Source organism: Methylobacterium sp. PvP105, assembly GCF_017876975.1.
Taxonomy (GTDB): domain Bacteria; phylum Pseudomonadota; class Alphaproteobacteria; order Rhizobiales; family Beijerinckiaceae; genus Methylobacterium; species Methylobacterium radiotolerans.
Genome location: NZ_JAGIPA010000001.1, coordinates 6,004,363 through 6,026,418, shown reverse-complemented (window position 1 = coordinate 6,026,418; position 22,056 = coordinate 6,004,363). Strand labels below are relative to the sequence as shown.

Annotated in this window: 27 protein-coding genes and 1 tRNA gene; 16 read left to right on the top strand and 12 right to left on the bottom strand. The window is 73.6% G+C overall.

From position 1 onward, the window contains the following. Nucleotides 1-10: 10 nt before the first annotated feature. Entirely contained in the window at nucleotides 11-1,291 is a 1,281-nt protein-coding gene (locus J3A75_RS29330; RefSeq protein ID WP_024828774.1) for an efflux RND transporter periplasmic adaptor subunit, read from the bottom strand. Between the two features lie 156 nt (nucleotides 1,292-1,447). Further along, entirely contained in the window at nucleotides 1,448-1,861 is a 414-nt protein-coding gene (locus J3A75_RS29325; RefSeq protein ID WP_058606272.1) for a hypothetical protein, read from the bottom strand. Between the two features lie 260 nt (nucleotides 1,862-2,121). Between J3A75_RS29325 and J3A75_RS29320 the strand changes: the two genes are divergently transcribed. After that, nucleotides 2,122-2,685 (top strand): L,D-transpeptidase, encoded by a 564-nt coding sequence (locus J3A75_RS29320; RefSeq protein ID WP_012321389.1) that lies wholly within the window; start codon nucleotides 2,122-2,124, stop codon nucleotides 2,683-2,685. A 61-nt stretch (nucleotides 2,686-2,746) separates the two neighbouring features. Here J3A75_RS29320 and J3A75_RS29315 read toward each other — a convergent pair whose 3' ends face one another. Next, nucleotides 2,747-3,361 (bottom strand): FMN-dependent NADH-azoreductase, encoded by a 615-nt coding sequence (locus J3A75_RS29315; RefSeq protein ID WP_012321388.1) that lies wholly within the window; start codon nucleotides 3,359-3,361, stop codon nucleotides 2,747-2,749. A gap of 88 nt (nucleotides 3,362-3,449) precedes the next feature. Between J3A75_RS29315 and J3A75_RS29310 the strand changes: the two genes are divergently transcribed. The 3 genes from J3A75_RS29310 to J3A75_RS29300 all read left to right on the top strand — a co-directional run bounded on the left by J3A75_RS29310 (nucleotide 3,450) and on the right by J3A75_RS29300 (nucleotide 5,241). Further along, complete coding sequence (locus J3A75_RS29310) at nucleotides 3,450-3,821, top strand: winged helix-turn-helix transcriptional regulator (protein WP_043074601.1); 372 nt, start codon at nucleotides 3,450-3,452, stop codon at nucleotides 3,819-3,821. A 104-nt stretch (nucleotides 3,822-3,925) separates the two neighbouring features. Further along, nucleotides 3,926-4,474, top strand: a complete 549-nt coding sequence (locus tag J3A75_RS29305) for a formaldehyde-activating enzyme (RefSeq protein WP_012321386.1) — start codon at nucleotides 3,926-3,928, stop codon at nucleotides 4,472-4,474. 134 nt (nucleotides 4,475-4,608) lie between these two features. After that, a complete protein-coding gene (locus J3A75_RS29300; RefSeq protein WP_012321385.1) occupies nucleotides 4,609-5,241 on the top strand; it encodes an outer membrane protein in 633 nt (210 codons plus the stop codon). A 53-nt stretch (nucleotides 5,242-5,294) separates the two neighbouring features. Here J3A75_RS29300 and J3A75_RS29295 read toward each other — a convergent pair whose 3' ends face one another. After that, nucleotides 5,295-6,338, bottom strand: a complete 1,044-nt coding sequence (locus J3A75_RS29295) for a MaoC family dehydratase (RefSeq protein ID WP_012321384.1) — start codon at nucleotides 6,336-6,338, stop codon at nucleotides 5,295-5,297. 12 nt (nucleotides 6,339-6,350) lie between these two features. Next, the gene (locus J3A75_RS29290; protein ID WP_010684838.1) at nucleotides 6,351-6,653 is read right to left on the bottom strand and encodes a YggT family protein; all 303 of its coding nucleotides are present in this window, start codon (nucleotides 6,651-6,653) and stop codon (nucleotides 6,351-6,353) included. 123 nt (nucleotides 6,654-6,776) lie between these two features. On the opposite strand from J3A75_RS29290, the gene J3A75_RS29285 reads away from it, so the two are divergent. Further along, nucleotides 6,777-6,852 (top strand) — tRNA-Ala (locus J3A75_RS29285). 385 nt (nucleotides 6,853-7,237) lie between these two features. Then, complete coding sequence (locus J3A75_RS29280) at nucleotides 7,238-8,566, top strand: alpha-amylase family glycosyl hydrolase (RefSeq protein WP_071000161.1); 1,329 nt, start codon at nucleotides 7,238-7,240, stop codon at nucleotides 8,564-8,566. A 64-nt stretch (nucleotides 8,567-8,630) separates the two neighbouring features. Here J3A75_RS29280 and J3A75_RS29275 read toward each other — a convergent pair whose 3' ends face one another. Together J3A75_RS29275 and J3A75_RS29270 are read right to left on the bottom strand one after the other, a co-directional pair. Next, on the bottom strand, nucleotides 8,631-9,002 hold the full coding sequence (locus J3A75_RS29275; protein ID WP_012321382.1) for a hypothetical protein: 372 nt from the start codon (nucleotides 9,000-9,002) through the stop codon (nucleotides 8,631-8,633). Between the two features lie 406 nt (nucleotides 9,003-9,408). Continuing rightward, nucleotides 9,409-9,876, bottom strand: coding sequence for an RNA polymerase subunit sigma-70 (locus J3A75_RS29270; RefSeq protein WP_245295830.1), 468 nt, complete (start codon nucleotides 9,874-9,876; stop codon nucleotides 9,409-9,411). A 260-nt stretch (nucleotides 9,877-10,136) separates the two neighbouring features. On the opposite strand from J3A75_RS29270, the gene J3A75_RS29265 reads away from it, so the two are divergent. The 6 genes from J3A75_RS29265 to J3A75_RS29240 all read left to right on the top strand — a co-directional run bounded on the left by J3A75_RS29265 (nucleotide 10,137) and on the right by J3A75_RS29240 (nucleotide 14,297). After that, nucleotides 10,137-11,597: a helix-turn-helix transcriptional regulator gene (locus tag J3A75_RS29265; RefSeq protein ID WP_012321380.1), complete on the top strand. Its 1,461-nt coding sequence runs from the start codon at nucleotides 10,137-10,139 to the stop codon at nucleotides 11,595-11,597. A gap of 95 nt (nucleotides 11,598-11,692) precedes the next feature. Next, the gene (locus tag J3A75_RS36725) at nucleotides 11,693-11,896 is read left to right on the top strand and encodes a CsbD family protein (RefSeq protein ID WP_012321379.1); all 204 of its coding nucleotides are present in this window, start codon (nucleotides 11,693-11,695) and stop codon (nucleotides 11,894-11,896) included. A gap of 90 nt (nucleotides 11,897-11,986) precedes the next feature. Beyond that, nucleotides 11,987-12,490 carry a CsbD family protein gene (locus J3A75_RS29255; protein ID WP_053620543.1) on the top strand — a complete coding sequence of 168 codons (504 nt, stop codon included), beginning with the start codon at nucleotides 11,987-11,989 and terminating at the stop codon, nucleotides 12,488-12,490. A 55-nt stretch (nucleotides 12,491-12,545) separates the two neighbouring features. After that, nucleotides 12,546-13,469, top strand: a complete 924-nt coding sequence (locus J3A75_RS29250; RefSeq protein WP_053620544.1) for a hypothetical protein — start codon at nucleotides 12,546-12,548, stop codon at nucleotides 13,467-13,469. Between the two features lie 150 nt (nucleotides 13,470-13,619). Further along, entirely contained in the window at nucleotides 13,620-13,823 is a 204-nt protein-coding gene (locus J3A75_RS29245; protein ID WP_029361667.1) for a CsbD family protein, read from the top strand. Between the two features lie 78 nt (nucleotides 13,824-13,901). Continuing rightward, the gene (locus J3A75_RS29240) at nucleotides 13,902-14,297 is read left to right on the top strand and encodes a CsbD family protein (protein WP_029361537.1); all 396 of its coding nucleotides are present in this window, start codon (nucleotides 13,902-13,904) and stop codon (nucleotides 14,295-14,297) included. 137 nt (nucleotides 14,298-14,434) lie between these two features. On the opposite strand, the gene J3A75_RS29235 is transcribed toward J3A75_RS29240, so the two are convergent. The 4 genes from J3A75_RS29235 to J3A75_RS29220 all read right to left on the bottom strand — a co-directional run bounded on the left by J3A75_RS29235 (nucleotide 14,435) and on the right by J3A75_RS29220 (nucleotide 18,274). After that, the gene (locus tag J3A75_RS29235; RefSeq protein WP_012321373.1) at nucleotides 14,435-14,764 is read right to left on the bottom strand and encodes a DUF6285 domain-containing protein; all 330 of its coding nucleotides are present in this window, start codon (nucleotides 14,762-14,764) and stop codon (nucleotides 14,435-14,437) included. Next, the gene (locus J3A75_RS29230; protein ID WP_012321372.1) at nucleotides 14,761-15,801 is read right to left on the bottom strand and encodes a phosphotransferase family protein; all 1,041 of its coding nucleotides are present in this window, start codon (nucleotides 15,799-15,801) and stop codon (nucleotides 14,761-14,763) included. Before J3A75_RS29230 ends, J3A75_RS29235 begins: the two co-directional genes overlap by 4 nt. 17 nt (nucleotides 15,802-15,818) lie before the next feature. After that, nucleotides 15,819-16,997 (bottom strand): beta-ketothiolase BktB, encoded by a 1,179-nt coding sequence (gene bktB / locus J3A75_RS29225; protein ID WP_209650853.1) that lies wholly within the window; start codon nucleotides 16,995-16,997, stop codon nucleotides 15,819-15,821. Between the two features lie 71 nt (nucleotides 16,998-17,068). Beyond that, on the bottom strand, nucleotides 17,069-18,274 hold the full coding sequence (locus J3A75_RS29220; protein ID WP_209650852.1) for an acyl-CoA dehydrogenase family protein: 1,206 nt from the start codon (nucleotides 18,272-18,274) through the stop codon (nucleotides 17,069-17,071). Nucleotides 18,275-18,427: 153 nt separating this feature from the next. On the opposite strand from J3A75_RS29220, the gene J3A75_RS29215 reads away from it, so the two are divergent. The 4 genes from J3A75_RS29215 to rclC all read left to right on the top strand — a co-directional run bounded on the left by J3A75_RS29215 (nucleotide 18,428) and on the right by rclC (nucleotide 21,301). Continuing rightward, nucleotides 18,428-19,141 carry a TetR/AcrR family transcriptional regulator gene (locus tag J3A75_RS29215; RefSeq protein ID WP_012321369.1) on the top strand — a complete coding sequence of 238 codons (714 nt, stop codon included), beginning with the start codon at nucleotides 18,428-18,430 and terminating at the stop codon, nucleotides 19,139-19,141. Between the two features lie 84 nt (nucleotides 19,142-19,225). Beyond that, a complete protein-coding gene (locus J3A75_RS29210) occupies nucleotides 19,226-20,206 on the top strand; it encodes an AraC family transcriptional regulator (protein WP_012321368.1) in 981 nt (326 codons plus the stop codon). An 87-nt stretch (nucleotides 20,207-20,293) separates the two neighbouring features. Further along, nucleotides 20,294-20,641 carry a carboxymuconolactone decarboxylase family protein gene (locus tag J3A75_RS29205; protein ID WP_012321367.1) on the top strand — a complete coding sequence of 116 codons (348 nt, stop codon included), beginning with the start codon at nucleotides 20,294-20,296 and terminating at the stop codon, nucleotides 20,639-20,641. Between the two features lie 36 nt (nucleotides 20,642-20,677). Then, nucleotides 20,678-21,301, top strand: coding sequence for a reactive chlorine resistance membrane protein RclC (rclC, locus tag J3A75_RS29200; RefSeq protein WP_024828788.1), 624 nt, complete (start codon nucleotides 20,678-20,680; stop codon nucleotides 21,299-21,301). Here the strand turns inward: rclC and gph are convergent. Next, nucleotides 21,298-22,002 (bottom strand): phosphoglycolate phosphatase, encoded by a 705-nt coding sequence (gene gph / locus J3A75_RS29195; protein WP_024828789.1) that lies wholly within the window; start codon nucleotides 22,000-22,002, stop codon nucleotides 21,298-21,300. The two genes, rclC and gph, sit on opposite strands and share 4 nt — an antisense overlap. Nucleotides 22,003-22,056 lie beyond the last annotated feature (54 nt).

Genomic DNA, 22,056 nt, shown 5'->3' with positions numbered 1-22,056 from the left:
TCTCCCGGACTCAGCGGCGCTGCTGGACGGCGGCGGCCCGCGGGGCGACCTCCGCCTTGTCGCCCGGCACGTCGGGGGCCTCGTCGGTGTCGTGCTTCGGTCCGGTCTCGCCGTGGACCGGGGTCTGGTCGAGGGGCTTCACCTTGGCGCCGACGGTGATCTTCTGGAAGCCGTCGATGATGACGCGCTCGCCGGCCTTCAGCCCGGACCGGATCAGCCAGTTCTGCCCGACCACGGGCCCGACCTCGACGGGCTGGCGCATCACGGTCTCGTCGGCGCGCACGATCCAGACCTCGGCGCGGCCGTCGTCGGTGCGCTGGATCGCCTGCTGCGGCACCGCGATCGCGTCGGAATCGATGCCCTGCTTGATCCGCGCCCGCACGTACATGCCGGGGAACAGCTCGTCGTGCGGGTTCGGGAACTGGACCCGCAGGGTCACCTGGCCGGTGCTCGGATCGGCGGTGACGTCCGAGAACAGCAGCCGACCGGCCAGCGGGTAGAGCGAGCCGTCGTCCATGATCAGGTGGACGTTGGCGGTGTTGTCCTCGAGCCGCGCCAGCTCGCCGCTGGCGAGGTCCCGGCGCAGGCGGTTCAGTTCGCCCACCGACTGGGTGATGTCGACGTAGATCGGGTCGAGCTGCTGGATCGTGGCGAGCGCGCCGGTGGAGCCCGGCTCGATCAGGGTACCCTCGGTGAGCAGCGCCCGGCCGATGCGGCCGGTGATCGGCGCGCGCACGTCGGTCCAGCCGAGGTTGAGCTGCGCCCGGTCGCGGGTCGCCTTGGCGCCGGCCACCTCGGCCTCCGCCTGCTTCTTGGCCGCGAAGGCGGCGTCGTACTGCGCCTGGCTCGCGGTGGCGCGGGAGAGCAGCTGCTCGAGCCGGTCCGCCTGCTGGCGGGCGAGCACCAGGGCGGCCTCCTGGCGGGCGAGGGCCGCCTCGGCGCTGGCGAGCTCGACCTCGTAGGGCGCCGGGTCGATCTTGTAGAGGATGTCGCCCTCCTTGACCTGGCTGCCCTGCTCGAAGAGCCGCTTGACCACGAGCCCGGAGACCCGGGAGCGGACCTCGGCGATGCGCATCGGCGCGACGCGGCCCGGCAGATCGCGCAGGTAGGGGATCGCCTGGGGCTCCACCTTGACGAACCCGACCTCCGGCACCGGCGGGGTCGGCGCGGCGACCTGCTTCGGGTTGCAGGCGGCGACGCCCAGCAGGAGCAGGGCCGCGGGCAGGAGGGCGGTCGCGCGGGCCGAGGCGCGGAACGACGACGGGATTCTGGCGGACAAAGTGCGGGTCACGATTACCGACGCTCCTGAAAGCATGCGTCTGCTGAGGCTGGCGCGGAGCATGGGCCCGCGCATCGTCGAGTCAGATCCCGGGACCGGTCACGGGGCCGGTCAGACGAAGATCAGGACGGGCGCGCCTTCATGCCGGCCGCGAGACCGGGGCGCGCGTCAGGCCCGGCGTGGAGGCCGGTGCGGCGAACCGTCCGGCGCGGAGGCCGGCACGCTGTCGGACCTGTAATCGAACGATGCGGAGACAGTGTGACGCGGGCGCGGCGCGTCGACCGGCGGGCGCGGCAGCCCCAGTTCGGTAGGGATCTCGCTGTCGGCGGCGCAGAGATCGGTGCGGCCGAAGACCGACCGCTTGGCCTCGGGCTGCGCGTCCGGCGCGCCGGACAGGACCGTCAGGCGCGGGCTCGCGACGGCGCAGGCCGGGCCCTCCGCCCGTGCGGTCTCGGCCCGCGCGGGCACAGCCGCCAGCGCGGCCGTCGCGAGGACGAGCAGCGCCAGCGCGGCGAGGCCCCTGGCGAGGCGGTCCGGCAGGTCCGCGACGCGGCGGGCCAGAAGGGCGGCGGATCGGATCACGGATCTGAGATAAGCATGGCTGTCGCCGCGCGCAATCACCCACGGCGTCGCGCCACCCGCCCAGTGTTGCGCGCAGCACACATCTACGCCCGGAAGTGTCCATGCCGGCGACCCGGCCTCAACCTTGCCGTGAAGTCCGGGCCGGCTCGCCCGATGCGCGCAGGGTTCTCGCGCGGGCCCGGGCCATGTCTGCCAAGGTCTGCCAAGGTCCGCAAAGGTCCGCGAGAACCCGCGCCGCCACGAACGGAGGACGGAAGACGATGTCGAGACGGATCGCGCTACTCGGGCTCGCGGGCCTGCTGCTCGGGAGCGCCCCGGCGGCGGCCGCCAACCCGCTGGACAGGGGTCCGATCGCGGACTTCCTCAACATCTTCCGCAGCCAGGCGATCCCGCGCGAGACGGTGGCGTGGACCGGCAAGGAGAAGCCCGGCACCATCGTGGTCTCGACCCGCCAGCGCCGGCTCTACTACGTGCTCGGCGGCGGCGCGGCGGTCCGCTACGGCGTGGGCGTCGGGCGGCAGGGCTTCTCGTGGTCCGGCACCAAGACCGTCACCATGAAGAAGGAATGGCCGGACTGGCGCCCGCCGCAGCAGATGCTGGCCCGCCGCCCCGACCTGCCGCGCTACATGGCCGGCGGCCAGGACAACCCGCTGGGCGCCCGCGCCCTCTATCTCGGCTCCTCGCTCTACCGCATCCACGGGTCGAACGAGCCCGAGACGATGGGCGCGGCGGTCTCCTCCGGCTGCATCCGCATGACCAACAAGGACGTGGTCGACCTCTACGACCGGGTTCGCGTCGGTACCAAGGTCGTCGTGCGCGACTGATCGGGCGGGCGGCGGCGTCGGCCGCCGCTCCGCCGGCCGCCCCGCGGCCGGTCGCTCGGCCTCAGGCGGCGAGCTGCCCGACCGCGTCGCGCGCCGAGGCCAGGGCCTGCGCCTTGTTGTGCTCGCCGGCCGCCAGCCCCTCGGCCAGCACCAGCTCGGGCACGATGCCCATGAAGCCGAACACCGTGCGCAGGTAGTGCTCGGCGTGCTCCGCCGGGACGGAGGCCGTGCCCGGCCCGTAGAAGCCGCCGCGGGCGAGGGCCAGGATCACGCGCTTGCCGCCCATCAGCCCCTCCGGCCCGGCGGCGCCGTAGCGGAAGGTCGTGCCCGGCACGAGCAGGCGGTCGATCCAGGCCTTGAGCTGCGACGGGATCGTGAAATTGTACATCGGCACGCCGATGACGACCGTGTCGGCGGCGACGAACTCCGACAGCATCCGGTCGCTGGCGTCCCGGACGGCCTGTCCGGCCGCGTCGAGGGGGCCGGCCATGGCCGAGACCGGGTGGGCACCCGGCAGGGTCGCGACCGTCAGGTGCGGCGGATTCTCGGCGACGAGATCCCGGTAGGTCACGGCGTCCGGCGCATCCCCGGCGAGGCGCCGGACGATCAGCGCGGACAGCTCCCGCGAGACCGAGCCGGTGCCCAGGATGCTGGCGTCGAGATGGAGGAGTTTCATAGCGTAACCCGGTTCCTCTTTGTGACCGGATCAGGATACGGCCGCGCGTCGACCGCGCAAGAACGCACAGGGTTGATACCGAGGTTACATGGATGTGACTGAGCCGGGTGCCGGGCACGGGCCCGAATGCGAGAAGGTCTCGCGCGTCCAGTCGCGTATCGGCGCCACGTGGAGCCTGCCCGTCATCATGCTCCTGCGCGCGCAGCGCTTCGACGAACTGAGGCGGGGCATCGGCACCATCTCCCAGCGGAGATCGACACTGACCTTGCGGAACCGGGAGCGCGACGGGCTGGTGACCCGGACCGTGACGCCCGCGATCCCGCCGCGGGTCGACGACGCGCTGACGGAACTCGGCCACGCGCTGGCGGGGCCGGTTCGGGTGCTGGGCACCCGGGCCTTCCGGCACCCCGACCACATCGACGCGGCGCAGCTCCGCCGCGAGGCGCGCGACGGCGCGTGAGGCGTCGGGCGGGAGCCGCGCCCGCGTCGACAGGCCCGGCGGGCCGGTGTTAGGTGCCGCGCCGTCGGGCAGAGCGGGATCGCCCGACCTTGACGAGGGACAGCATGAACGAGCGCATCATCCTGCGGGCCGGGGAGGCCCTGGTGGCGGGCGGACCGCCCAACACCGCCTCCGAGCCCGAGGTCATCATCGGCGAGCTCGACGGGCCGGTCGGCACCGCCCTGGCCACGCTCACCGGCGATCAGGTCGTCGGGCACAGCCGCGTCTTCGCCCTGCTCAACACCGACATCATGGTCCGCCCGGTCACCCTGTGCGTGTCCAAGGTCAGCGTCACCGAGAGCAAGTACACCTCGATCCTGATGGGCACCGTCCAGTTCGCCATCGCCAACGGCGTCCTGGATGCCGTGCGCGCCGGCTACATCCCCAAGCACAAGGCCAACGACCTCGGCATCATCTGCTCGGTCTGGCTCAGCCCCGGCGTCATCGAGGCCCAGCACGTCGACCACAAGGCCCTGTTCGACATCCAGCGCAGGGGCATGACCGAGGCCATCCGCAAGGCCATGACCAACGAGCCCTCGATCGACTGGCTCCTCGAGAACCAGGACAAGATCACCCACAAGTACTACCAGATGGGCCTCGACGGAAAAATCTGAGCGCCCGGCCCCGCGGCGATCGCCCGCCCGCCGCCGCGGCCCCGGCCGGCGACGGGCGGGCGGGACGCGCACGATTCCGCGGGAGGGCACGGCCAAGCCTGTCGCGACCCGACGCCTTCGGGTAGGATGGCGGCATGAGCAGACGCGCCGATTCCCGTCCGTTCCGCCGCCTCGCGGCCGGCCTCGTGCTCGGGGCCTGCTGGCTCCCGGCAGGCCCCGCCGCCGCCCAGGCGCTGTTCTGGCCGTCCATCGGCTTCGCGCCGCTGCCCTCCTTCGCGTGGCCGCAGATGCCCGAGGACGCGTACGGCCGCTGGACCGGCTCCTACGCCCGCCTCTCGACCGGCTACGCGGTCAGCACGTCCCGGCATTTCGGCAGCTATTCGGGACCGACCGTCGGGTTCGAGGGCGGCCGGATGTGGCAGGAGGGCCCGATCCTCTACGGCATCAGCGGCGGGTTCGATTACTTGGCCGGCCTCGGCGGCAACCTCACGCCGGGCTACGGGCGGCTCGCCTATTCCAACGACTTCGCCGGGTCGCTGGAGGTGAAGGTCGGCACCCTCGTCGCGCCGGACGTCCTGGTCTACGCCAAGACCGGCGCCCTGGCCCTGCACCAGACGCTGCGCGTCGGGCCGACCCCGGGGTCGCTGCCGTTCACGCGCCAGGACATCGCGGTGCGGCCGGTCGCCGGCGTGGGCGTCGAGTGGGCGGTCACGGACCGCCTCTCGCTGGCGGTCGAGGCGGGCGTGGTCGGCGGCGGGATCCGCTGAGGCGCCCCCGCCGGTCCCGCCTTGCGGCGCGGCGACCGAGGCGCCGCGGCCGCCTACTTCGGCACGAACGCCCAGTAGTCGAGGTCGAGGATCACCGCCGGGTCGTAGCCGTCGCCGGCGCGGTCCGGGAAGGCACCGCAGGGTTGGTTCTTGGTGGCGACCGTGCGCAGGCGCAGGAGCCCGACATCGTCGCGGCCGACATCGGCGGTCGCCAGCACCTCGCTCCAGGCATAGACCGTGTCGCCGGAAAACAGCGGCGCCACGTGGCGGCCGGCGTTGATGCCCGCGAGGGCGAAGGCGTTGCCGAGCCCGTTGAAGCTCAGCGCCCGCGCCAGCGAGATCACGTGGCCGCCGTAGATCAGGCGCCGGCCGAAGCGGGTGTCCTTGGCGGCCAGCCCGTCGAAATGCACCTTGGCGGTGTTCTGGAACAGGCGCGTGGCGATCTGGTGCTCGGCCTCCTCGACGGTCATGCCGTCGACGTGGTCGATCTTCTCACCCACCGCGTAATCCGCGAAGCGGTGCGGGCTGCCGGCGAGGTCGGTGTCGTAGGCGGCGGCCGAGAGCTTCGGCAGGGCGCCCGCGAGGTCCTGCGGGTCGACCACCTTGGCGAGGCTCGGCACGTGCTCCTCGGCGATCGCCGCCTCGGGGTCGCGCTTGCGCACGAGCACCCAGCGGCAATAGCTCAGCACGGTCTCGCCGCGCTCGTCGGACCCCACCGAGCGGACATAGACCACGCCGGTCTGCCGGTTCGAGCTCTCCTTGAGGCCGATCACCTCCGACACCGTGGAGAGCGTCTCGCCCGGATAGACCGGCCGCCGGAACCCGCCCTCGGCGTAGCCGAGATTGGCCAGCGCGTTGAGGGAGACGTCCGGGACGGTCTTGCCGAACACCATGTGGAAGGTGAGCAGGTCGTCGAGCGGGCTCTTCGGGTAGCCGATGGCCCGGGCGAAGGCGTCCGACGACTGCACGGCGAAGCGCGGACCGTAGAGGCCGGTGTAGAGCGCCACGTCGCCCACCGTCACGGTGCGCGGGGTGGCGTGGCGGATGGTCTCGCCGAGGCGGAAATCCTCGAAGAAGCGGCCGGGATTCGTCTTCACGGGCGGGCAGTCCTACTGCGCGTAAACGTAGGTGGCGGGCACGGCGTACTCGTGCAGCAGGCGGCTGATGAACAGCAGCAGCAGGATCAGGATGATCGGCGAGATGTCGACGCCGCCGAGATTGGGCAGCAGGTTGCGGATCGGCCGCAGCACCGGCTCGGTCAGCCGGTAGAGCACCTCGCCGATCTGCGCGACGATCGGGTTGCGCACGTTCACCACGTTGAACGCCACCAGCCAGCTGAGAACCGCGCTCGCGATGAGGACGTAGATGAAAAGCTGGACGACCGTGTCGAAGAGCCAGATCAGGGCGTTCATGCGGGTCCGCGCGTGTCCTTCGGGGCGCCCGCACCCGGGCGCCGGAGCGGCGCGCGGCGGGCGACGTTGAAACAGGGAATTGACAGGCCGAGCCGCCCGCGCCTACAAGGCCGGCGCCTCGACGGGGCTGTAGCTCAGATGGGAGAGCGCCGCAATCGCACTGCGGAGGTCAGGGGTTCGAATCCCCTCAGCTCCACCAGGCTTTCCTGGTGACAAGTCAGCACCCCGGCGCCGCGGCGATACCGCTGTCGCGGCCGGGACTTAGCGGCGGTCGGCGGAGATCTTCCCGCGCCCCGCGCCACCCACCCGATCTCGAATTCCGAGCCGCTCGCGGCCCGTGACCGCGCCCGCCGCCACGCCCGGATCCGACCTGTCGGAGGATCGCCGCACCGCGTGCCGACGCGCCACGACGGCGCTCGCCCGCGCCGCGGAGGCGCGCGTCCCGGACGGCGCCGATTCGTCGAACGGGGAAACCGGCGGTCGAGGCCGCGGCCGGGGCGGCCAAGATCCCGCTCCTGCACCGGGGCCTGCAACCATCGCGGCGCGACGGGGTTCGGTCCCGATTGGCAGTGGACGGAGGTCGGGTGGCGTCCTGGATCGAACAGACTGTCTGGTGGCAGGTCTTTCCCCTCGGCTTCGTCGGGGCCCCCCAGGAGGCCGAGCCCGCCGCCCCGGTCACGCACCGCCTCTCCCACCTGCACGGCTGGCTCGACTACGCGGTCGAGCTCGGCGCGTCCGGGCTGGCGCTCGGGCCGATCTTCGCGGCCTCCACGCACGGCTACGACACGGTCGACCATTTCCGCATCGACCCGCGCCTGGGCGACGAGGCCGATTTCGACGCGCTGATCGCGGCGGCCCGGGCCCGCGGCCTCCGGGTCCTGCTCGACGGCGTGTTCAACCATGTCGGGCGGGCCCACCCCGCCTTCCAGGACGTCCTGCGGCACGGGCCCGGATCCGAGCGGGCCGGCTGGTTCAGGCTGTCCTGGCCGCGGGGCTCCGGCCCGGGCATCGAGCCGGACTACGCCTGCTTCGAGGGGCACCGGCAGCTCGTCACGCTCAACCACGACGATCCGCGCGTCGCCGACCACGTCGCCGCCGTCATGGGCCACTGGATCGCCCGGGGCGCCGACGGCTGGCGGCTGGACGCGGCCTACGCGGTGCCGCCGCGCTTCTGGGCGCGCGTCCTGCGGCAGGTCCGCCTCGCGCATCCGGAGGCCTACGTTGTCGGCGAGGTGATCCACGGCGATTACACCCGGATCGTGCAGGACAGCGGCCTGGACGCGGTGACCCAGTACGAGCTGTGGAAGGCGATCTGGAGCGCCCTCAACGATCGCAACCTGTTCGAGCTGGCCCACGCCCTGGACCGGCACAACGGCTATCTCGACCGGTTCGCGCCCCTGACCTTCGTGGGCAACCACGACGTGACGCGGATCGCGAGCCGGCTCACGGACGAGCGGCACCTGCCGCACGCGCTGGCGATCCTGCTGACCTGCGGCGGGACGCCCTCGATCTACGCCGGCGACGAGCAGGCCTTCCGCGGCGTGAAGGAGGAGCGGGTCGGCGGCGACGACGCCATCCGGCCGGCCTTCCCGCCGACGCCCGCGGATCTCGCCCCGTACGGCTGGCCGGTCTACCGGCTGCACCAGGATCTGATCGCCCTCCGGCGGCGCCAGGGCGGGCTGCACCGCGCGCGGGCGCGGACGCTGCACCTCGCCAACGCAGAGCTCGTGCTCGCGCTGGGCGACGGGCGCGCGCGGGTGATGACGGCCCTGAACCTCGCCGACGCGGCCGCGACGCTGCCGGTGCCAGAGGCCCGGGCGATCGAGGCCGGCGGCGGCGACCTCGCCGAGGCCGGCGGTGCCGGGGCCCGCGTGACCCTGCCGGCCCACGGCTGGGCCATCCTGAGCGTCTGACCGTGCGGCGCACCGGGTCGGCGCACCGGGTCGGCGAAGGACCGGCCGCCGCCGGCCCCGAGCCCTAGCTGGTGCGGCGGGCCGTCCAGCGCCCCGCACAGGCGCCGAGCCCCGAGAGCGTCCAGCGGCCGGTCCCGGCGGACCCGCGCAGGCGGCCCGAGACCGAGACGCTGGCGAGCCCCTTGCGGATCGTGCCGGTGATCCGGCCATCCGCCCCGGCCCGTCCGGAGGCGTCGACGCCGTTGCCGCCGGCGTCGTCCACGGCCCCGTCCCGGATGACGATGGGATAGCTGTAGGGGCCCGTGCAGCTCCCGCTCTCCGCGGTGGCGATGACCGACCAGGACCCGTCGAACCGGTTGGCCGCGGCGGCTCCCGTCGCGGTGCAGACCGCGACGATCAGGGCGGGCGCGAGCAGTGCAGCGCGAAATCGGGTCATGATCTCCTCTGTGGTGATCTCGGGTGGGAGGCATCCCCGCAGGGCCACCCCGTCGGGCGGTCCGGCGCGTGGGGAGCCGTCGGCCGGGACAGGCCGTTCCGAAGCCCCGCGCCCGGGGCGCGGGCCGGCGGAGGGAAGGGCAACGGGCCGGACGCGCGCCCGGAGCGGCGCGGGCGCCCGGCCTCGCGGCCGTGCCGGACAAGAGGGCCATCCGCCCGGCACAACCTCGAAGAAAGGGTCCGGAACCCGCCGACACCCGAGGGCGCACGGCGCGTTCCGCATCCGCGATATGGGGCCTAACACACTCATGTGAATGAGAGATTTTTACCAGTACGCCGCTTTTCTCGCACGACGCCGCGGCGTCCGCGGTACGGCGAGACGTGGGCCGGCACCTCGGCGGACCGCCTCAGCAGACATGCCGGTTTACAGCGCGCGTGCCGGCCGGCCCGGCGTGGAGCGCCGCCGACCTGACATCGTCGGGATCCGGCACCGCGAAGCGGTACGCCACGCGGCCGCTGACGGGGCGGCTGCGCAGGATCGTGACGAGCCGATCGGGCATCCCGGTGCCGCTCCGGAACTCCACCCGGCGCTCCCAGGCCTTCAGGAGGGTGAGCCGCACGAGGTCGTCTCCCTGGACGTCGCCCGCGATGGCGTCGCGGATCAGCGTCAGCGCGCGGCGGCGCAGATCCGGCACGGCCTCGATCAGCGCCGCTCCGAAGCCGGCGGGGACCTGCCCCTCGGACTCCGCGGCGGCCGCGGCCTCCGACAGGCGGCCGAGCAGGCGCCCTAAGCGCGAATTTTCGTCGAGATCTGCAACTTCTGGAAAATCCTGCCGCAGACTCGTTCCGGATCGGATGCCCGATCCGGAGATCACGACCTCGTGCTCCGCGGCGCTCCGCAATGGTCGGTCAATATCCTGCGCGTTCGGCATGGCCACGTCTGCTGAGAAGGGGGCCGAGATCGCGCGGGAACGGCGTCGCGGCGCTGCGAGCACTCATCTTTGGCCCAAATCGCCCGCGTCAATGATGCGCGTATACCAGGAAAATAACTTAGATGAAGGAACCGGCTTGTGCGCAACCCGTTTGTGCCCCGCTGCCGCGAGGGCAGTGACGGCAGGCGGGGGGCGCGGGAGCTGTGACGGCGGGGGTCGACAGGCATGAGCTCCGGCAGATCATCGCCGGGTTGAGCGAGGGCGTGATCCTGGTCGAGCCCGACCAGACCATCGCCTACGCCAACGCCGCCGCCCTGGCGATGCACGGCGCCCAGAGCCTCGACGAGCTCGGCCCCACCGTCGACGCCTACCGCGACCGCTTCTGCCTGCGCTACCGCAACCACATCGTGCCCAACCAGTACCCGATCGAGCGCGTCGTGGCCGGCGAGCGCTTCCACGACGTCGTGGTCGAGGTGCGGCGGGCCGACAGACCCGACGTGGACTTCGTCCACTCCCTGCGCAGCCTCGTGGCCACCGACCGCGACGGCAACCCGAGCTGCCTCGCCCTGATCCTCAAGGACGTCTCCGACCAGTTCGAGGCCGAGGAGCGGTTCGAGCGCACCTTCAACGCCAACCCGGCCCCGGCCGTGATCACGCGGCTGTCCGACCTGCGCCACGTCAAGGTCAACCACGGCTTCCTGGAGATGACCGGCCACACCCGCGACGCCGTCATCGGCCGCAGCGTCTACGAGGTCGACGTCCTGGCCGGCGCCCGCAACCGCGACCTCGCCGTCGCGCGCCTCAACGCCGGCGGCACGATCCCGCAGATGGAGGCCTGCCTCGACCTGCCCGACGGCGGCAGCCGCTTCGTGATCGTCGCCGGGCAGCCGATCGCGATGGGCGACGAGCCCTGCATGCTGTTCACCTTCGCCGACCTCGAGCTGCGCCGCAAAGCCGAGGCCGCGCTGCGCCAGAGCGAGGAGCGCTTCGCCACGGCGTTCCGGATGACGCCGGTGCCGACCGTGCTGGTGCGCGCCGACGACGGCCAGGTCACGGGCGTGAACGAGGCGTTCAGCCGGGTCTTCGGCCTGGGCGAGGACCGCGTCGTCGGCCGCTCGCTGGCGGAGGCCGGGCTGTGGGTCGCCGACAAGCAGCGCCTGCAGGTCGAGGCCGCGCTGGAGCGCCAGGGCTACGTGCTGGGCGTCGAGGTCTGCCTGCGCCACGAGAGCGGCGCGAACCTCGACTGCCTGGTCTCGGCCGAGCGGATCACGATCAACGAGACCGCCTTCGTGCTGCTGGTGCTGCAGGACATCACCGAGCGCAAGCACACCGAGCGGGAGCTGTTCGACGCGATCGAGACGGTGATGGCCGACACGTCGTGGTTCAGCCGCGGGCTGATCGAGAAGCTGGCCAACCTGCGCCGGCCGGGCCGGGAGGCGGGCGACGCGGCGGCGCCGAACCTGACGGTGCGCGAGCGCCAGATCCTCAACCTGATCTGCTCGGGGCTCAGCGACGACGCGATCGCGCGCAAGCTCGGCCTGTCGCGCAACACGGTGCGCAATCACGGCGCCGCGCTCTACCGCAAGATCGGCATCCACAAGCGCAGCGAGGCGGTCGTCTGGGGGCGCGAGAACGGTTTTCCCCTGAACATCTCTGACGGATAGATACCGCCATACTGGTACAACCACACCATTGATCGGCCACGCCCGGCGCACATCTTCCGGTCGGCCAGGGTTTTCTCACGCAGGACGGGGCGCCCATGACCGAAGACAGGAAGACACCCTCCGCCGAGCACCTCAAGGGCTCGGTGAAGGAGGCCATCGGCAAGCTGACCGGCGATGCCCGGGCGCAGACCGAGGGCCGGCGCCAGAAGCGCGACGTGCCCGGATCGGACGTGCCCGGATCGGACGTGCCCGGATCGAAGGCCGGCGGATCCGGGCCCGCGGGCTCCGGCCCGCGCTGACGGACGTCACCCGGCGCCTCACGGTGAGGCGCCCCCACCACCAGCGCGATCGCGGAGGCGATCGCCGACGCGACGACGGAGGAGAACGATATGGTCGACACCGATCGGATCACGGGCGCGGCCCGGCAACTCGGCGGCAAGGTGCAGGGCGCGTTCGGCGACCTGACCGGCTCGCGGCGCGACGCGGTCGAGGGCCGCGCCCGCGCGGCCGCCGGACAGGCCGAGAGCCTCTACGGCCAGGCCAAGGACACCGTGCGCGACGCGGCCGACCACGTGGCCGACGCGGCCCGCGACCTCGGCGGCCGGGTCCGCGACGCCGTCGACGATCTCGGGGCCGACGACGTCGAGGCCCGCGCCCGCCGCGCCCAGGGCGCCGCGCACGATCAGTACGCCCGCGCCGAGCGCGGCGTCCGCCACGCCGCCGAGGAGGCCTACGACGTCGCCGAGGACGCCTACGCGCGCGGCAGCCGCGCCCTGCGCCGCGGCACCCGCGAGGTCGGCGAGCAGGTCGCCGCGTACCCGCTCGCCGCCCTGCTGATCGCCGGCATCGCGGGCTTCGGCCTCGGCCTGCTCGTCAGCGCCCGCCGCGCCTGAGCCGCGCCTGAGCCGTCAGCCCCACGAGTTTCGACCCACCACCCGGAGTGACAGCGTGACCACCATCCAGACCGTTGCAACGCCCCTCGCGCCGGACGCGCACGCCGACACGCGCGCCGTCCTGCTCAACCAAGTCTCCTGGGGCGCGATCTTCGCTGGCGCCGTGACCGCGCTGGTCACCCAGGTGATCGTCAACCTCGTCGGCGTCGGGGTCGGGCTGGCCTCGGTCGGCACGACCGCCGCCGACAACCCCTCCGCCTCGACCGTGTCGATGGGCGCGGGGCTCTGGTTCGTCGCCTCGGGCCTCGTGGCCTCGCTGGCCGGGGGCGTCATCGCCGGGCGGCTCTCGGGCAAGACCCTGCCGGGCGCGGCCGCCCTGCACGGGCTGGTCTCCTGGGCGGTGACGACGCTGGTCGTCCTCTACCTGCTGACCTCGGCCGCCAGCGGCCTGGTCGGCGGCACGCTCAGCACGGTGTCGGGCGCGCTGGGCGGGGCCGGCAGCCTGGTGGGCGGCACGGTGCAGACGGCGGCCCAGGCGGCGGCGCCGTCGCTGTCGAAGATCGCCAACCCGCTGGACGGCATCGAGGACAAGGTCCGGCAGCAGACCGCCGGGCAGGACCCGCAGGCGGCCAGGGACGCGGCGGTCGCGGCGGTGAAGGCGCTGTTCACCGGCGACCCGTCGCAGAAGCAGCAGGCCGAGACGCGGGCGGCCGACGCCCTGGCCAAGGCGCAGAACATCCCGGTCGATCAGGCCCGCCAGCAGATCCAGGACTACGAGAAGCAGTACGACCAGGCGGTGGCCAGCGCCAAGCAGAAGGCGGAGGCGGCGGCGGTGACGGCCAAGTCGGCGGCCACGCAGGGCGCGTTCTACGCCGCGCTGGCGCTGATCCTGGGTGCGCTGGCGGCGTATGTCGGCGGCCGGCTGGGCGCGCCCAAGCCCGCGACCCTGCTGGGCGCCTACGAGACCCGGCGCGTCTGATCGCCGGCCCACCGTCGGCCGATCGTCCAGCGATCGCCCGGTGATCCCCTCGGCTCCCGCCCCGGCGGGGGCCGTTCACCCCGGCGGGCGCGGGCGCCCGGCCGGACCTCCCGAACCACGACACGACCCCGAGAGAGAGGAGAGCACGCGATGAGCAGCACGACCGACAAGATCAAGGGCCTGGCCAACGAGGCGGTGGGCAACGTCAAGCAGGCGGCCGGCAAGGCGACGGGCAACGACAAGCTGGTGGCCGAGGGCAAGGCGCAGGAGCTGAAGGGCGAGGCGCAGAAGACCGTCGGCGACGTCAAGGACGGCGCCAAGAGCCTCGCCGACAAGGTCACCGGCAAGCACTGATCCCGACACGGCGGCGCCGGCACACCGGCGCCGCCGCCCCGAGACGGGGCTCCATCCCCCCGAGAACAGGAGAGCTGCATGAACCGCGACCAGATCCGCGGCGCGTCCCGCCATCTCAAGGGCCGCGCCCAGACCGCCCTGGGCGGCCTGACCGGCGACCCGGCCCGCCAGGTGCGCGGCGCCGTCAATCAGGTGGCCGGCGGGGCCCAGTACGCCTACGGCCGCGCCCGCGACCGGGCCGAGGACCTCGCCGAGGACCTGGCGGAGGACGGCCGCCACCTGGCCGAGGCCGCCCGGAGACGGGCCGACCACCTGATCGACGAGGGCCGCGACCGGGCCCGGGCCGTGCGCCGCCGCGGCGCGGATTACGGCCGGCAGGCGATCCGCACGGCCGACGCCAACCGCACCAACACCCTGCTGGGTCTGGCCGCCGTCGCCTTCGCGGCGGGCTGGCTCGCCCGCCGTGCCCGCTGAGGAGGCTCCACCGATGCTGCGCAAGCTCCTGACGGCCTTCATCGTGCCGAAGCTCATCGCCTATCTCGGGCGCCGCTACGACCGGCGCCGGGGCACCGGCCGCACCTACTGACGCCCGGATCTGGAGCCCGGGATCGCTAGCCCGGGGCCTTCCAGATGCCGGCGGCGATCCGCGTGGCCTCGACGAGCGCGGCGTGGAGCGCCGCGTCCCCGTCGCGGCGGCCGGCGCGGATCGCCGCGACCAGATCGGACGCCGATGCGGCGCCGTCCAGCGCCCGCTCCCAGGCCCCGGTCGCGGCGCCCGCCTGCTCGATCTCCCGCATGACCAGACCGATCGCGTTGGCGGCCATCAGCAGGACGTAGCGCTGGCGCCCCGACAGGGCCGGGGCGACCTCGTCCAGGAGGCTCTGACGGGCGACCGCCAGGAGGGCGGCGCCGGCGGGCGCGTCCGGGAAGGCGTCGCTCATCGGGCTCCCCACCGCTCGGGCGCGGTCTCGCGCAGGATCGTGGCCTCGAGTTCGGGCGCCATCCGGCCGGTGAGCGCCAGTTCCAGCGACGTCTCCTGACCGGAGACGTGGCGGTGGCCCTGCTCCAGGGCGATCACCGCCCAGCGCAGATGCGCCATGATCTCCCAGTAGCGCACCGCCTCCGGGTCGATCGCGCGCCCGCTCTCGGCCTCGTAGCCGCGGTAGAAGGCGGCCCGCGGGGCGATGCCGCCGGCCTCGAGATCGGGCCGGCCGAACCGCCAGCAGGCGGCGCAGAACCAGCCGATATCCTGCACCGGGTCGCCCCAGCCGGCGAATTCCCAGTCGAGGATCGCCGTCAGGCCCTCGGCATCGACCATGTAGTTGCCGGTGCGGAAGTCGCGGTGGACCAGGACCGGCTCGGGACAGGGCGGCGCGCGGAGCTCGGCCCAGCGCAGGCCCCATTCGAGGGCCGGGCGCGCGGCGCCGATCCCGTCGAGGCTCGCCCGCAGCGCGCGGATCTCGGCCCGGGCCGGCTCCGGCTCGGGCGCGCCGAGGAAGGCGAGGTCGTCCGCCGGGGCGGCTCCCGGGATGCCCGCCCGCAGGATGCCGTGCGTCCGGGCGAGTTGGCGACCGAGCTGCTCGGCGAGCGCCGCGCGGTCGCCGCCGAGGCTCGTGTCCTTGACCACCCGCGGCCCCAGCCCGACCCCGGAGACGAGGCCCATCAGCGCGAAGGGCGCCCCGACCACCCCCGGATCCGCGCAGAAGCCGACCGGCTCCGGCACCCGCACGCCGGCCGCGAAGGCGGCGCGCAGGATTTGGAACTCCTCCGCCCGCGAGCGGCTCGACGCGATGGTGGCGGCCGCGTCCTTGCGCAGGACGAAGCCCCGCGGCGCCCCGTCGACCCGGCACGACAGCATCCAGTTCTCCTGGATCGAGCCGCCGGTCAGCGGCCGCGCGTCGTCGAGCGTGACCGTCCCGGCCTCCAGGGTCCGGCCGATCCAGGCGCAGAGCGCCGTTCTCTGATCCGCGTCCAGCATGGTGCCTCAGGGCCGCGTCACGGGACGCGCTCGAGGGCCATGGCGATCCCCTGGCCGCCGCCGATGCACATGGTCACGAGCCCGTAGCGGCCGCCGGTCCGGGCCAGCTCGTAGAGGGCCTTCACGGTGATGATCGCCCCCGTGGCGCCGATCGGGTGGCCGAGGGCGATGGCGCCGCCGTTCGGGTTGACCTTCGCGGGGTCGAGGTCGAGTTCGCGGGAGACCGCGCAGGCCTGCGCCGCGAAGGCCTCGTTCGACTCGACGACGTCGAAATCCGCGGCCCGCAGGCCGGTCCGCTCCAGCAGGCGCCGCACCGCCGGCACCGGGCCCATGCCCATCTCGGACGGGTCCACGCCCGCGTGGGCGTAGCCGACGATCCGGGCGAGCGGCGTCGCGCCGTCGCGCTCCGCCCGCGCGGCGCTCGACAGGACGAGGGCCGCGGCGCCGTCGTTCAGCCCCGAGGCGTTGCCGGCCGTGACGCTGCCGGTCTTGGAGAAGGCCGGGCGCAGCTTGGCGAGGTCCTCGGCGCTCGTGGCCTTCGGGTGCTCGTCGGTGTCGAAGGCCACCGTCTCGCGCCGGCGCTGGACCTCGATCGGCAGGATCTGCTCCCGGAACCGGCCCTCGCGGATCGCCCGCGCGGCGCGGGCCTGGCTCTCGGCCGCGAAGGCGTCCTGCACGTCGCGGGGGACGGCGTAGCGCGCGGCCACGTTCTCGGCGGTGACGCCCATGTGGCCGTTGCCGAACGGGTCGGTCAGCGCGCCGAGCATGTAGTCGACGAGCACCGCGTCGCCCATGCGCGACCCGGTCCGGCCGGTGGTCAGGAGGTGGGGGGCGCGGCTCATGCTCTCGGCGCCGCCGGCCACGGCCGTCTCGGCGTCGCCGAGCAGGATGGACTGCGCGGCCGAGACGATCGCCTGCAGGCCGCTGCCGCAGAGGCGGTTGACCGTCATGGCCGGCACCTCCGCGGGGATGCCACCCTCCATCGCCGCGACCCGGGCGATGTAGGCGTCCCGGGGCTCGGTCGGGATGACGTTGCCGAGGACCACGTGGCCGACCGCCTCGGGCGCGGTCCCGGCGCGGCGCAGCGCCTCCGCGACGCAGCGGGCGGCGAGGACGGAGGGCGGCGTGCCGGCCAGCGCGCCGCCGAACGCGCCGATCGCGGTGCGCACCGCGCCTGTGATCACGACCTCGGTCATACTCTCGGCCTCCATGCCTCAATCAGCCTGCCGGCGTGCCCCGCGCGGCGGATGGACGGTGTCGGCGCCGCTCAGGCCCCGACGCCCCACGACCAGAAGGCGTCGCCCTCGGCCTCGAGGTTGCGGTTGAGGACCATCTTGTGGACCTCGTCGGCCCCGTCCACGAGGCGGGCCTGCCGGGCGTAGCGGTAGATCCACTCGAGGGGCGTGTCGGTCGAGTAGCCCCGCGCGCCGTTGATCTGGATCGCCGTGTCGGCGGCGGCGTGCAGGAGGTTGGCCACGTGCACCTTGGCCATCGACACCTCCTTGCGGGCGAAGCTGCCCTGGTCGAGGGCCCAGGCGGCCTTCATCACCAGGAGGCGCCCGATCTCGATCCGCATGGCGAGGTCGCCCAGCATCAGCTGGATGCTCTCCCGGTCGGCCAGCCGGATCCCGAAGCCGTGCCGCTCGGCCGCGTAGGCCCGGGCGATCTCGACGCAGCGCTTCGACAGGCCGAGCCAGCGCATACAGTGGGTCAGCCGCGCCGGCCCGAGGCGGATCTGGGTGAGCTTCAGGCCGTCGCCCTCTCTCATCAGGACGTTCTCGGCCGGGATCTCCAGGCCCTCGAACAGCAGCTCGCAATGGCCGCCGTGCTCCTCCGGGCCCATGATCGGGATGCGGCGCAGGATCCGCCAGCCGGGCTGGTCCCTGTGGAACAGGAAGGCGGTCATCCCTTTGCGCGGATCGTCGGAGGTGCGCGCCATCAGGATGAAGTGCTCGGCCTCCTCGGCGCCGGTGATGTACCACTTGCGGCCGGTGACCACGTAGCCGTCGCCCCGCCGCTCGGCCCGGGTCTGGATCATCCCGGGATCGGAGCCGCCGCCGGGATGCGGCTCGGTCATGGCGAAGGCCGAGCGGACCCGCCCGTCCACGATCGGCGCGAGCCAGCGCGCCTTCTGGTCCGGGGTCGCGACCTTCTCCAGCACCATCATGTTGCCGTCGTCGGGCGCGGCCGAGTTGAACACGACCGGCCCGAAGATCGAGCGGTTCATGGCCTCGTAGCAGACCGCCATGCCGACCTTGTCGAGCCCGGCGCCGCCGGTCTCGGGCCGCAGCTGCAGGCACCACAGGCCCTCGTCGCGGGCGAGCGCGCGCAGCCGGGCCAGCTCGGTGAGACCGATGTTGCCGTGACCGTCATAGGCCGCCGGATCCGCCTCCAGCGGCAGGATATGCGCGTCCACGAAGGCCGCAATCCGGGCGCGGTAATCCTCGACGCGCGGGGAGATGGTGAAATCCACGGGCCACCTCCTGGGTCGGTGCCGGCGACGAAAATCGAGCGAGCGCTCGCTTTTTATCGCCTGGATTCGTGCCTGGCAACGGGCTAGACCGCGGGAGCTGGCCCCGGCCGCGGCCCCGGCGGGCTCGCGCGGCGACGGAGCGACGATGGATCGATGAGCCCCGCAGACGCTCCCCCGGCCGCCCCGCCGGCGAACCTTCCGGCGAGGGACGCCTACGCGACCGAGGCGATCTGCGCGCGGATCCTGGCGCGGCACCGGGACCGGATCAGCGTCCGGAAGGACCACGTCGCCGTCGCCAACCTCGCGCGGATCATCGAGGCGGTGCTGAAGCTGTCGAGCCGGCAGGGCTTCCACGAGACGAGCCTGCGCGACCTCGCCCGGGCCTCGGGGCTCAGCATGGGCGGGCTCTACTCGTACTTCGACAACAAGAACACGCTGCTGGTGATGATCCTCACCGAGGTGGCCGAGACGGCCGAGGCGGTCCTGCGGCAGGCCCCGGCGGGGATCGCGGCGGATCCGGCCGCCCACCTGCGCTGGCTGATCGAGACCCATATCCGCCTGACCGAGGCGATGCAGCCCTGGTTCGTCTTCGCCTTCATGGAGGCGAAGGGGTTCCCGGCCCCCGCCCGGACGATGGCGACGGAGAGCGAGGCCGCCACGGAGCGCATCTTCGCCGAGGTCCTCGCCCGCGGCGCGGCGGCGGGCGTCTTCGCGGTCGCCGACGTCGACCTCACCGCCGCGCTGATCAAGCCGCTCCTGCAGGATTGGTACGTGAAGCGGGCCAAGCACCGGAAGCGCGGCATCCCGATCCAGCGCTACATCGCGGGCGTGACCGCCTTCGTCGAGAGGGCCATCGCGGCGGGCTGACGCCGCGCGGCGGACGAACAACCCTGGTCGAGGCCGCCGCGCGCCCTTATGCCGGGCCCGGAGACATTCCGGAGCACGGGGAGCATGGCCGGACCGATCAGGCGCCGCGCGGGCGCGCCGGAGACCGCCGGGGCCGACGATCCGCTGAGCGGCCTCGCGCCGCTGCTGCGCGTGCGGCCACACCTGGACGACGTCTGCCGGTTCGGCGGCACCTGGGCCGCCGCGCACGAGGCGGAGCCGATGCGGCAGGCGTATTTCCACCTCGTCACGCGCGGCCGCGCCACGCTGCGGCGACCCGGCGGGGCGCCCCTGCAGGTCGCGGCCGGGGACATCCTGCTCCTGCCGCGCGGCGACGCGCACCTGTTCCACGGCGCGGGGCCGCCGCCGTCGACGCCCCTGCCCGTCGCGGTCCGCCACGCGCACGATCTGCGGTTCAAGACCACCGTCGGGGCCGAGCCGGACGTCGAGCTGATCTGCGGCCGCCTGGCCTTCGAGGCGGCGCCCCGGACCCTGATCGTCACCGCCCTGCCGGACCTCCTCGTCCTGAGCGTCGGCGCCGAGCCCCTCGCCACCCGGTTCGCGCCGCTGCTGGCGGGCATCCGCGAGGAGCTGAACGACCTCCGCGCCGGGTCGGTCGCGGTCGCCGAGAACCTCGCGAGCGCGCTGTTCATGATGATGCTGCGCGCGCATCTCGAGACGTCGGCCCCGGCCGAGGGGCTGCTGCGTCTCCTGGGGCAGCCGCTGACTGCCCGGGCGGTGCTCGCGATGGTGCGCGACCCGGTGCATCCCTGGACGCTCGACGCGCTGGCCGCGACGGCCGCCGCGTCGCGGGCGAGCCTCGTGCGCGCCTTCCGCGCGGCGGCGGGCGTCGCCCCGCTGGAATTCCTCACCGACCTGCGGCTCGGGCTCGCCCATCACCGCCTGCGCACCGAGACGGTCTCGCTGGACCGTCTCGCCGCGGAGGTCGGCTACCAGTCCGCGGCCGCCCTCAGCCGGGCGTTCCTGCGCAAGTACGGGATCCGTCCCGGACAGGCCCGGCAGGCCGAGGCGCCGCCGGCGGGTTGATCCGCGCGGTCATCAGCCTGCGCCGCGCGGCCATCGAGGGCGCGGCCGGCCCCGATTACCTTCCTCGTCATCACGCAGGAGGTCGTCATGCCCATGATCGATTGGAACACCTACCGCCAGCAGGTCACCGCCGGCGTCGGACACTTCGCCAAGCTCAGCCCCGACACGGTGCGGGGCTACGGCACCCTCAGCACCGCAGGCCAGAAGACCGGCCAGCTCGACGCCAAGACCCGCGAGCTGATCGCGGTGGCGGTGGCGATCTCCCTGCGCTGCGACGGCTGTATCACGGTCCACACCGACGCCGCCCGCAAGCTCGGCGCCACCGAGGCCGAGCTGGCCGAGGCCCTCGGGGTCGCCACCAGCCTCGGTGCCGGTGCCGCGGTCGTCTACGCGACCCGCGCGCTCGACGCCTTCGCGGCCTCCGCCGAGGCGTAGCCCCTCCCCCCATCCGATTGAGCAAGGAGTCGTGTCATGAACACGCAGGTTCGCCGCGTCCTCGGCCTCGTCTCGGGGCCTGGCTCGAACCGCCTCGGCCTCCAGGCCATGCGGGTCGCCATCGCGGTCATCTTCCTCTGGATCGGCGCGCTCAAGTTCGCGCCCTACGAGGCCGACAGCATCACGCCCTTCGTCGCCAACAGCCCGGTCATGGCGTTCTTCTACGCCCACCCCGACCAGTACGCCCAGCACCTCACCCACGAGGGCGAGCTCAACCTCGCCGCCCGCGCGTGGCAGACGGCCAACCACACCTACGCGTTCTCCCGCGGCCTCGGCACGGTCGAGCTGCTGATCGGCCTGCTCGTCCTCGCCGGCTTAGTGTCGCGGCGGCTGGGCTTGGCCGGGGCGGTGCTCGCCTTCCTCACCCCGGTGGTGACCCTGTCGTTCCTCGTCACCACCCCCGAGGCCTGGGTCGCCGCGCTCGGCGATGCCCAGCACGGCTTCCCCTACCTGTCGGGCGCGGGCCGCCTCGTCCTCAAGGACGTCACCCTCATGGCCGGCGCCTGGCTCGTCCTCGCCGACAGCGCCAGCGCCGTCCTCGAGCGGCAGACCCGAGCGCCGGGCGCCCCCGCCCGCCTCGACCTCGCGGGAAACCGCTAGGAGACCGGGGCGCGGCCCGCGGGCAGCGCCCCGATCATCGCCCGCAGGCCGCCGATGTCGTCGAGGACGGCGTCGGCGTCTTCGGCGTCTTCGGGGCGCCCGTAGCCGTAGCGGGCCAGGATCGCGGCGGTGCCGGCCGCCCGGGCGGCCGCGATGTCGTGGTGCATGTCGCCGACCATGACGGCCCGTCCGGGCGCGACACCCAGGCGGCGCAGGGCCTCCCGGAGCGGCGCGGGATCGGGCTTCCGCTCGGGCAGCGTGTCGCCGCCCACGACCGTGTCGATCAGCGGCGCCAGCCCCACCGCGTCCAGGATCAGGCCGGTGGCGCGGGCCGGCTTGTTGGTGACGATCGCCAGGGCGTAGCCGGCCGTCCGGAGATCGCGGACCGCCGCGGCGGCGCCGGGGAACAGGGGCGTGCCGGCGGCCGCGAGCGGCTCGTACACCGCCAGGAAGGCCGGCAACAGCGCCGGCGCCCGCCCCGGATCGCCGCCCGAGGCCCGCAGGGCGCGCCGCAGCAGCGCCACCGCGCCGTCGCCCACCATCGCCCGCATCGCGGCGGCACCGGCTGGCGGCAGGCCCTCCCGCGCCAGGGTTTCGTTCAGGGCTGTCCGGAGGTCGGCCAGGCTGTCGACGAGGGTGCCGTCGAGATCCAGGAGCACGGCGTCGAAGCGCGACGGGGCCGCGGGCGGGGGCGCAGGCAAGGGTGTTCTCCGCGTCGCAGTCGGGCCGCCGCGGGACGCCGACGCCTCGCTCTC

What these genes read in the sequence shown, in the direction of transcription:
- J3A75_RS29320 (WP_012321389.1), top strand. Translation starts at nt 2,122, where the DNA reads ATGTCGAGACGGATCGCGCTACTCGGGCTCGCGGGCCTGCTGCTCGGG.
- J3A75_RS29315 (WP_012321388.1), bottom strand. Translation starts at nt 3,361, where the DNA reads ATGAAACTCCTCCATCTCGACGCCAGCATCCTGGGCACCGGCTCGGTC.
- J3A75_RS29310 (WP_043074601.1), top strand. Translation starts at nt 3,450, where the DNA reads ATGGATGTGACTGAGCCGGGTGCCGGGCACGGGCCCGAATGCGAGAAG.
- J3A75_RS29305 (WP_012321386.1), top strand. Translation starts at nt 3,926, where the DNA reads ATGAACGAGCGCATCATCCTGCGGGCCGGGGAGGCCCTGGTGGCGGGC.
- J3A75_RS29300 (WP_012321385.1), top strand. Translation starts at nt 4,609, where the DNA reads ATGAGCAGACGCGCCGATTCCCGTCCGTTCCGCCGCCTCGCGGCCGGC.
- J3A75_RS29290 (WP_010684838.1), bottom strand. Translation starts at nt 6,653, where the DNA reads ATGAACGCCCTGATCTGGCTCTTCGACACGGTCGTCCAGCTTTTCATC.
- J3A75_RS29275 (WP_012321382.1), bottom strand. Translation starts at nt 9,002, where the DNA reads ATGACCCGATTTCGCGCTGCACTGCTCGCGCCCGCCCTGATCGTCGCG.
- J3A75_RS36725 (WP_012321379.1), top strand. Translation starts at nt 11,693, where the DNA reads ATGACCGAAGACAGGAAGACACCCTCCGCCGAGCACCTCAAGGGCTCG.
- J3A75_RS29255 (WP_053620543.1), top strand. Translation starts at nt 11,987, where the DNA reads ATGGTCGACACCGATCGGATCACGGGCGCGGCCCGGCAACTCGGCGGC.
- J3A75_RS29245 (WP_029361667.1), top strand. Translation starts at nt 13,620, where the DNA reads ATGAGCAGCACGACCGACAAGATCAAGGGCCTGGCCAACGAGGCGGTG.
- J3A75_RS29240 (WP_029361537.1), top strand. Translation starts at nt 13,902, where the DNA reads ATGAACCGCGACCAGATCCGCGGCGCGTCCCGCCATCTCAAGGGCCGC.
- J3A75_RS29235 (WP_012321373.1), bottom strand. Translation starts at nt 14,764, where the DNA reads ATGAGCGACGCCTTCCCGGACGCGCCCGCCGGCGCCGCCCTCCTGGCG.
- J3A75_RS29230 (WP_012321372.1), bottom strand. Translation starts at nt 15,801, where the DNA reads ATGCTGGACGCGGATCAGAGAACGGCGCTCTGCGCCTGGATCGGCCGG.
- bktB (WP_209650853.1), bottom strand. Translation starts at nt 16,997, where the DNA reads ATGACCGAGGTCGTGATCACAGGCGCGGTGCGCACCGCGATCGGCGCG.
- J3A75_RS29215 (WP_012321369.1), top strand. Translation starts at nt 18,428, where the DNA reads ATGAGCCCCGCAGACGCTCCCCCGGCCGCCCCGCCGGCGAACCTTCCG.
- J3A75_RS29210 (WP_012321368.1), top strand. Translation starts at nt 19,226, where the DNA reads ATGGCCGGACCGATCAGGCGCCGCGCGGGCGCGCCGGAGACCGCCGGG.
- J3A75_RS29205 (WP_012321367.1), top strand. Translation starts at nt 20,294, where the DNA reads ATGCCCATGATCGATTGGAACACCTACCGCCAGCAGGTCACCGCCGGC.
- rclC (WP_024828788.1), top strand. Translation starts at nt 20,678, where the DNA reads ATGAACACGCAGGTTCGCCGCGTCCTCGGCCTCGTCTCGGGGCCTGGC.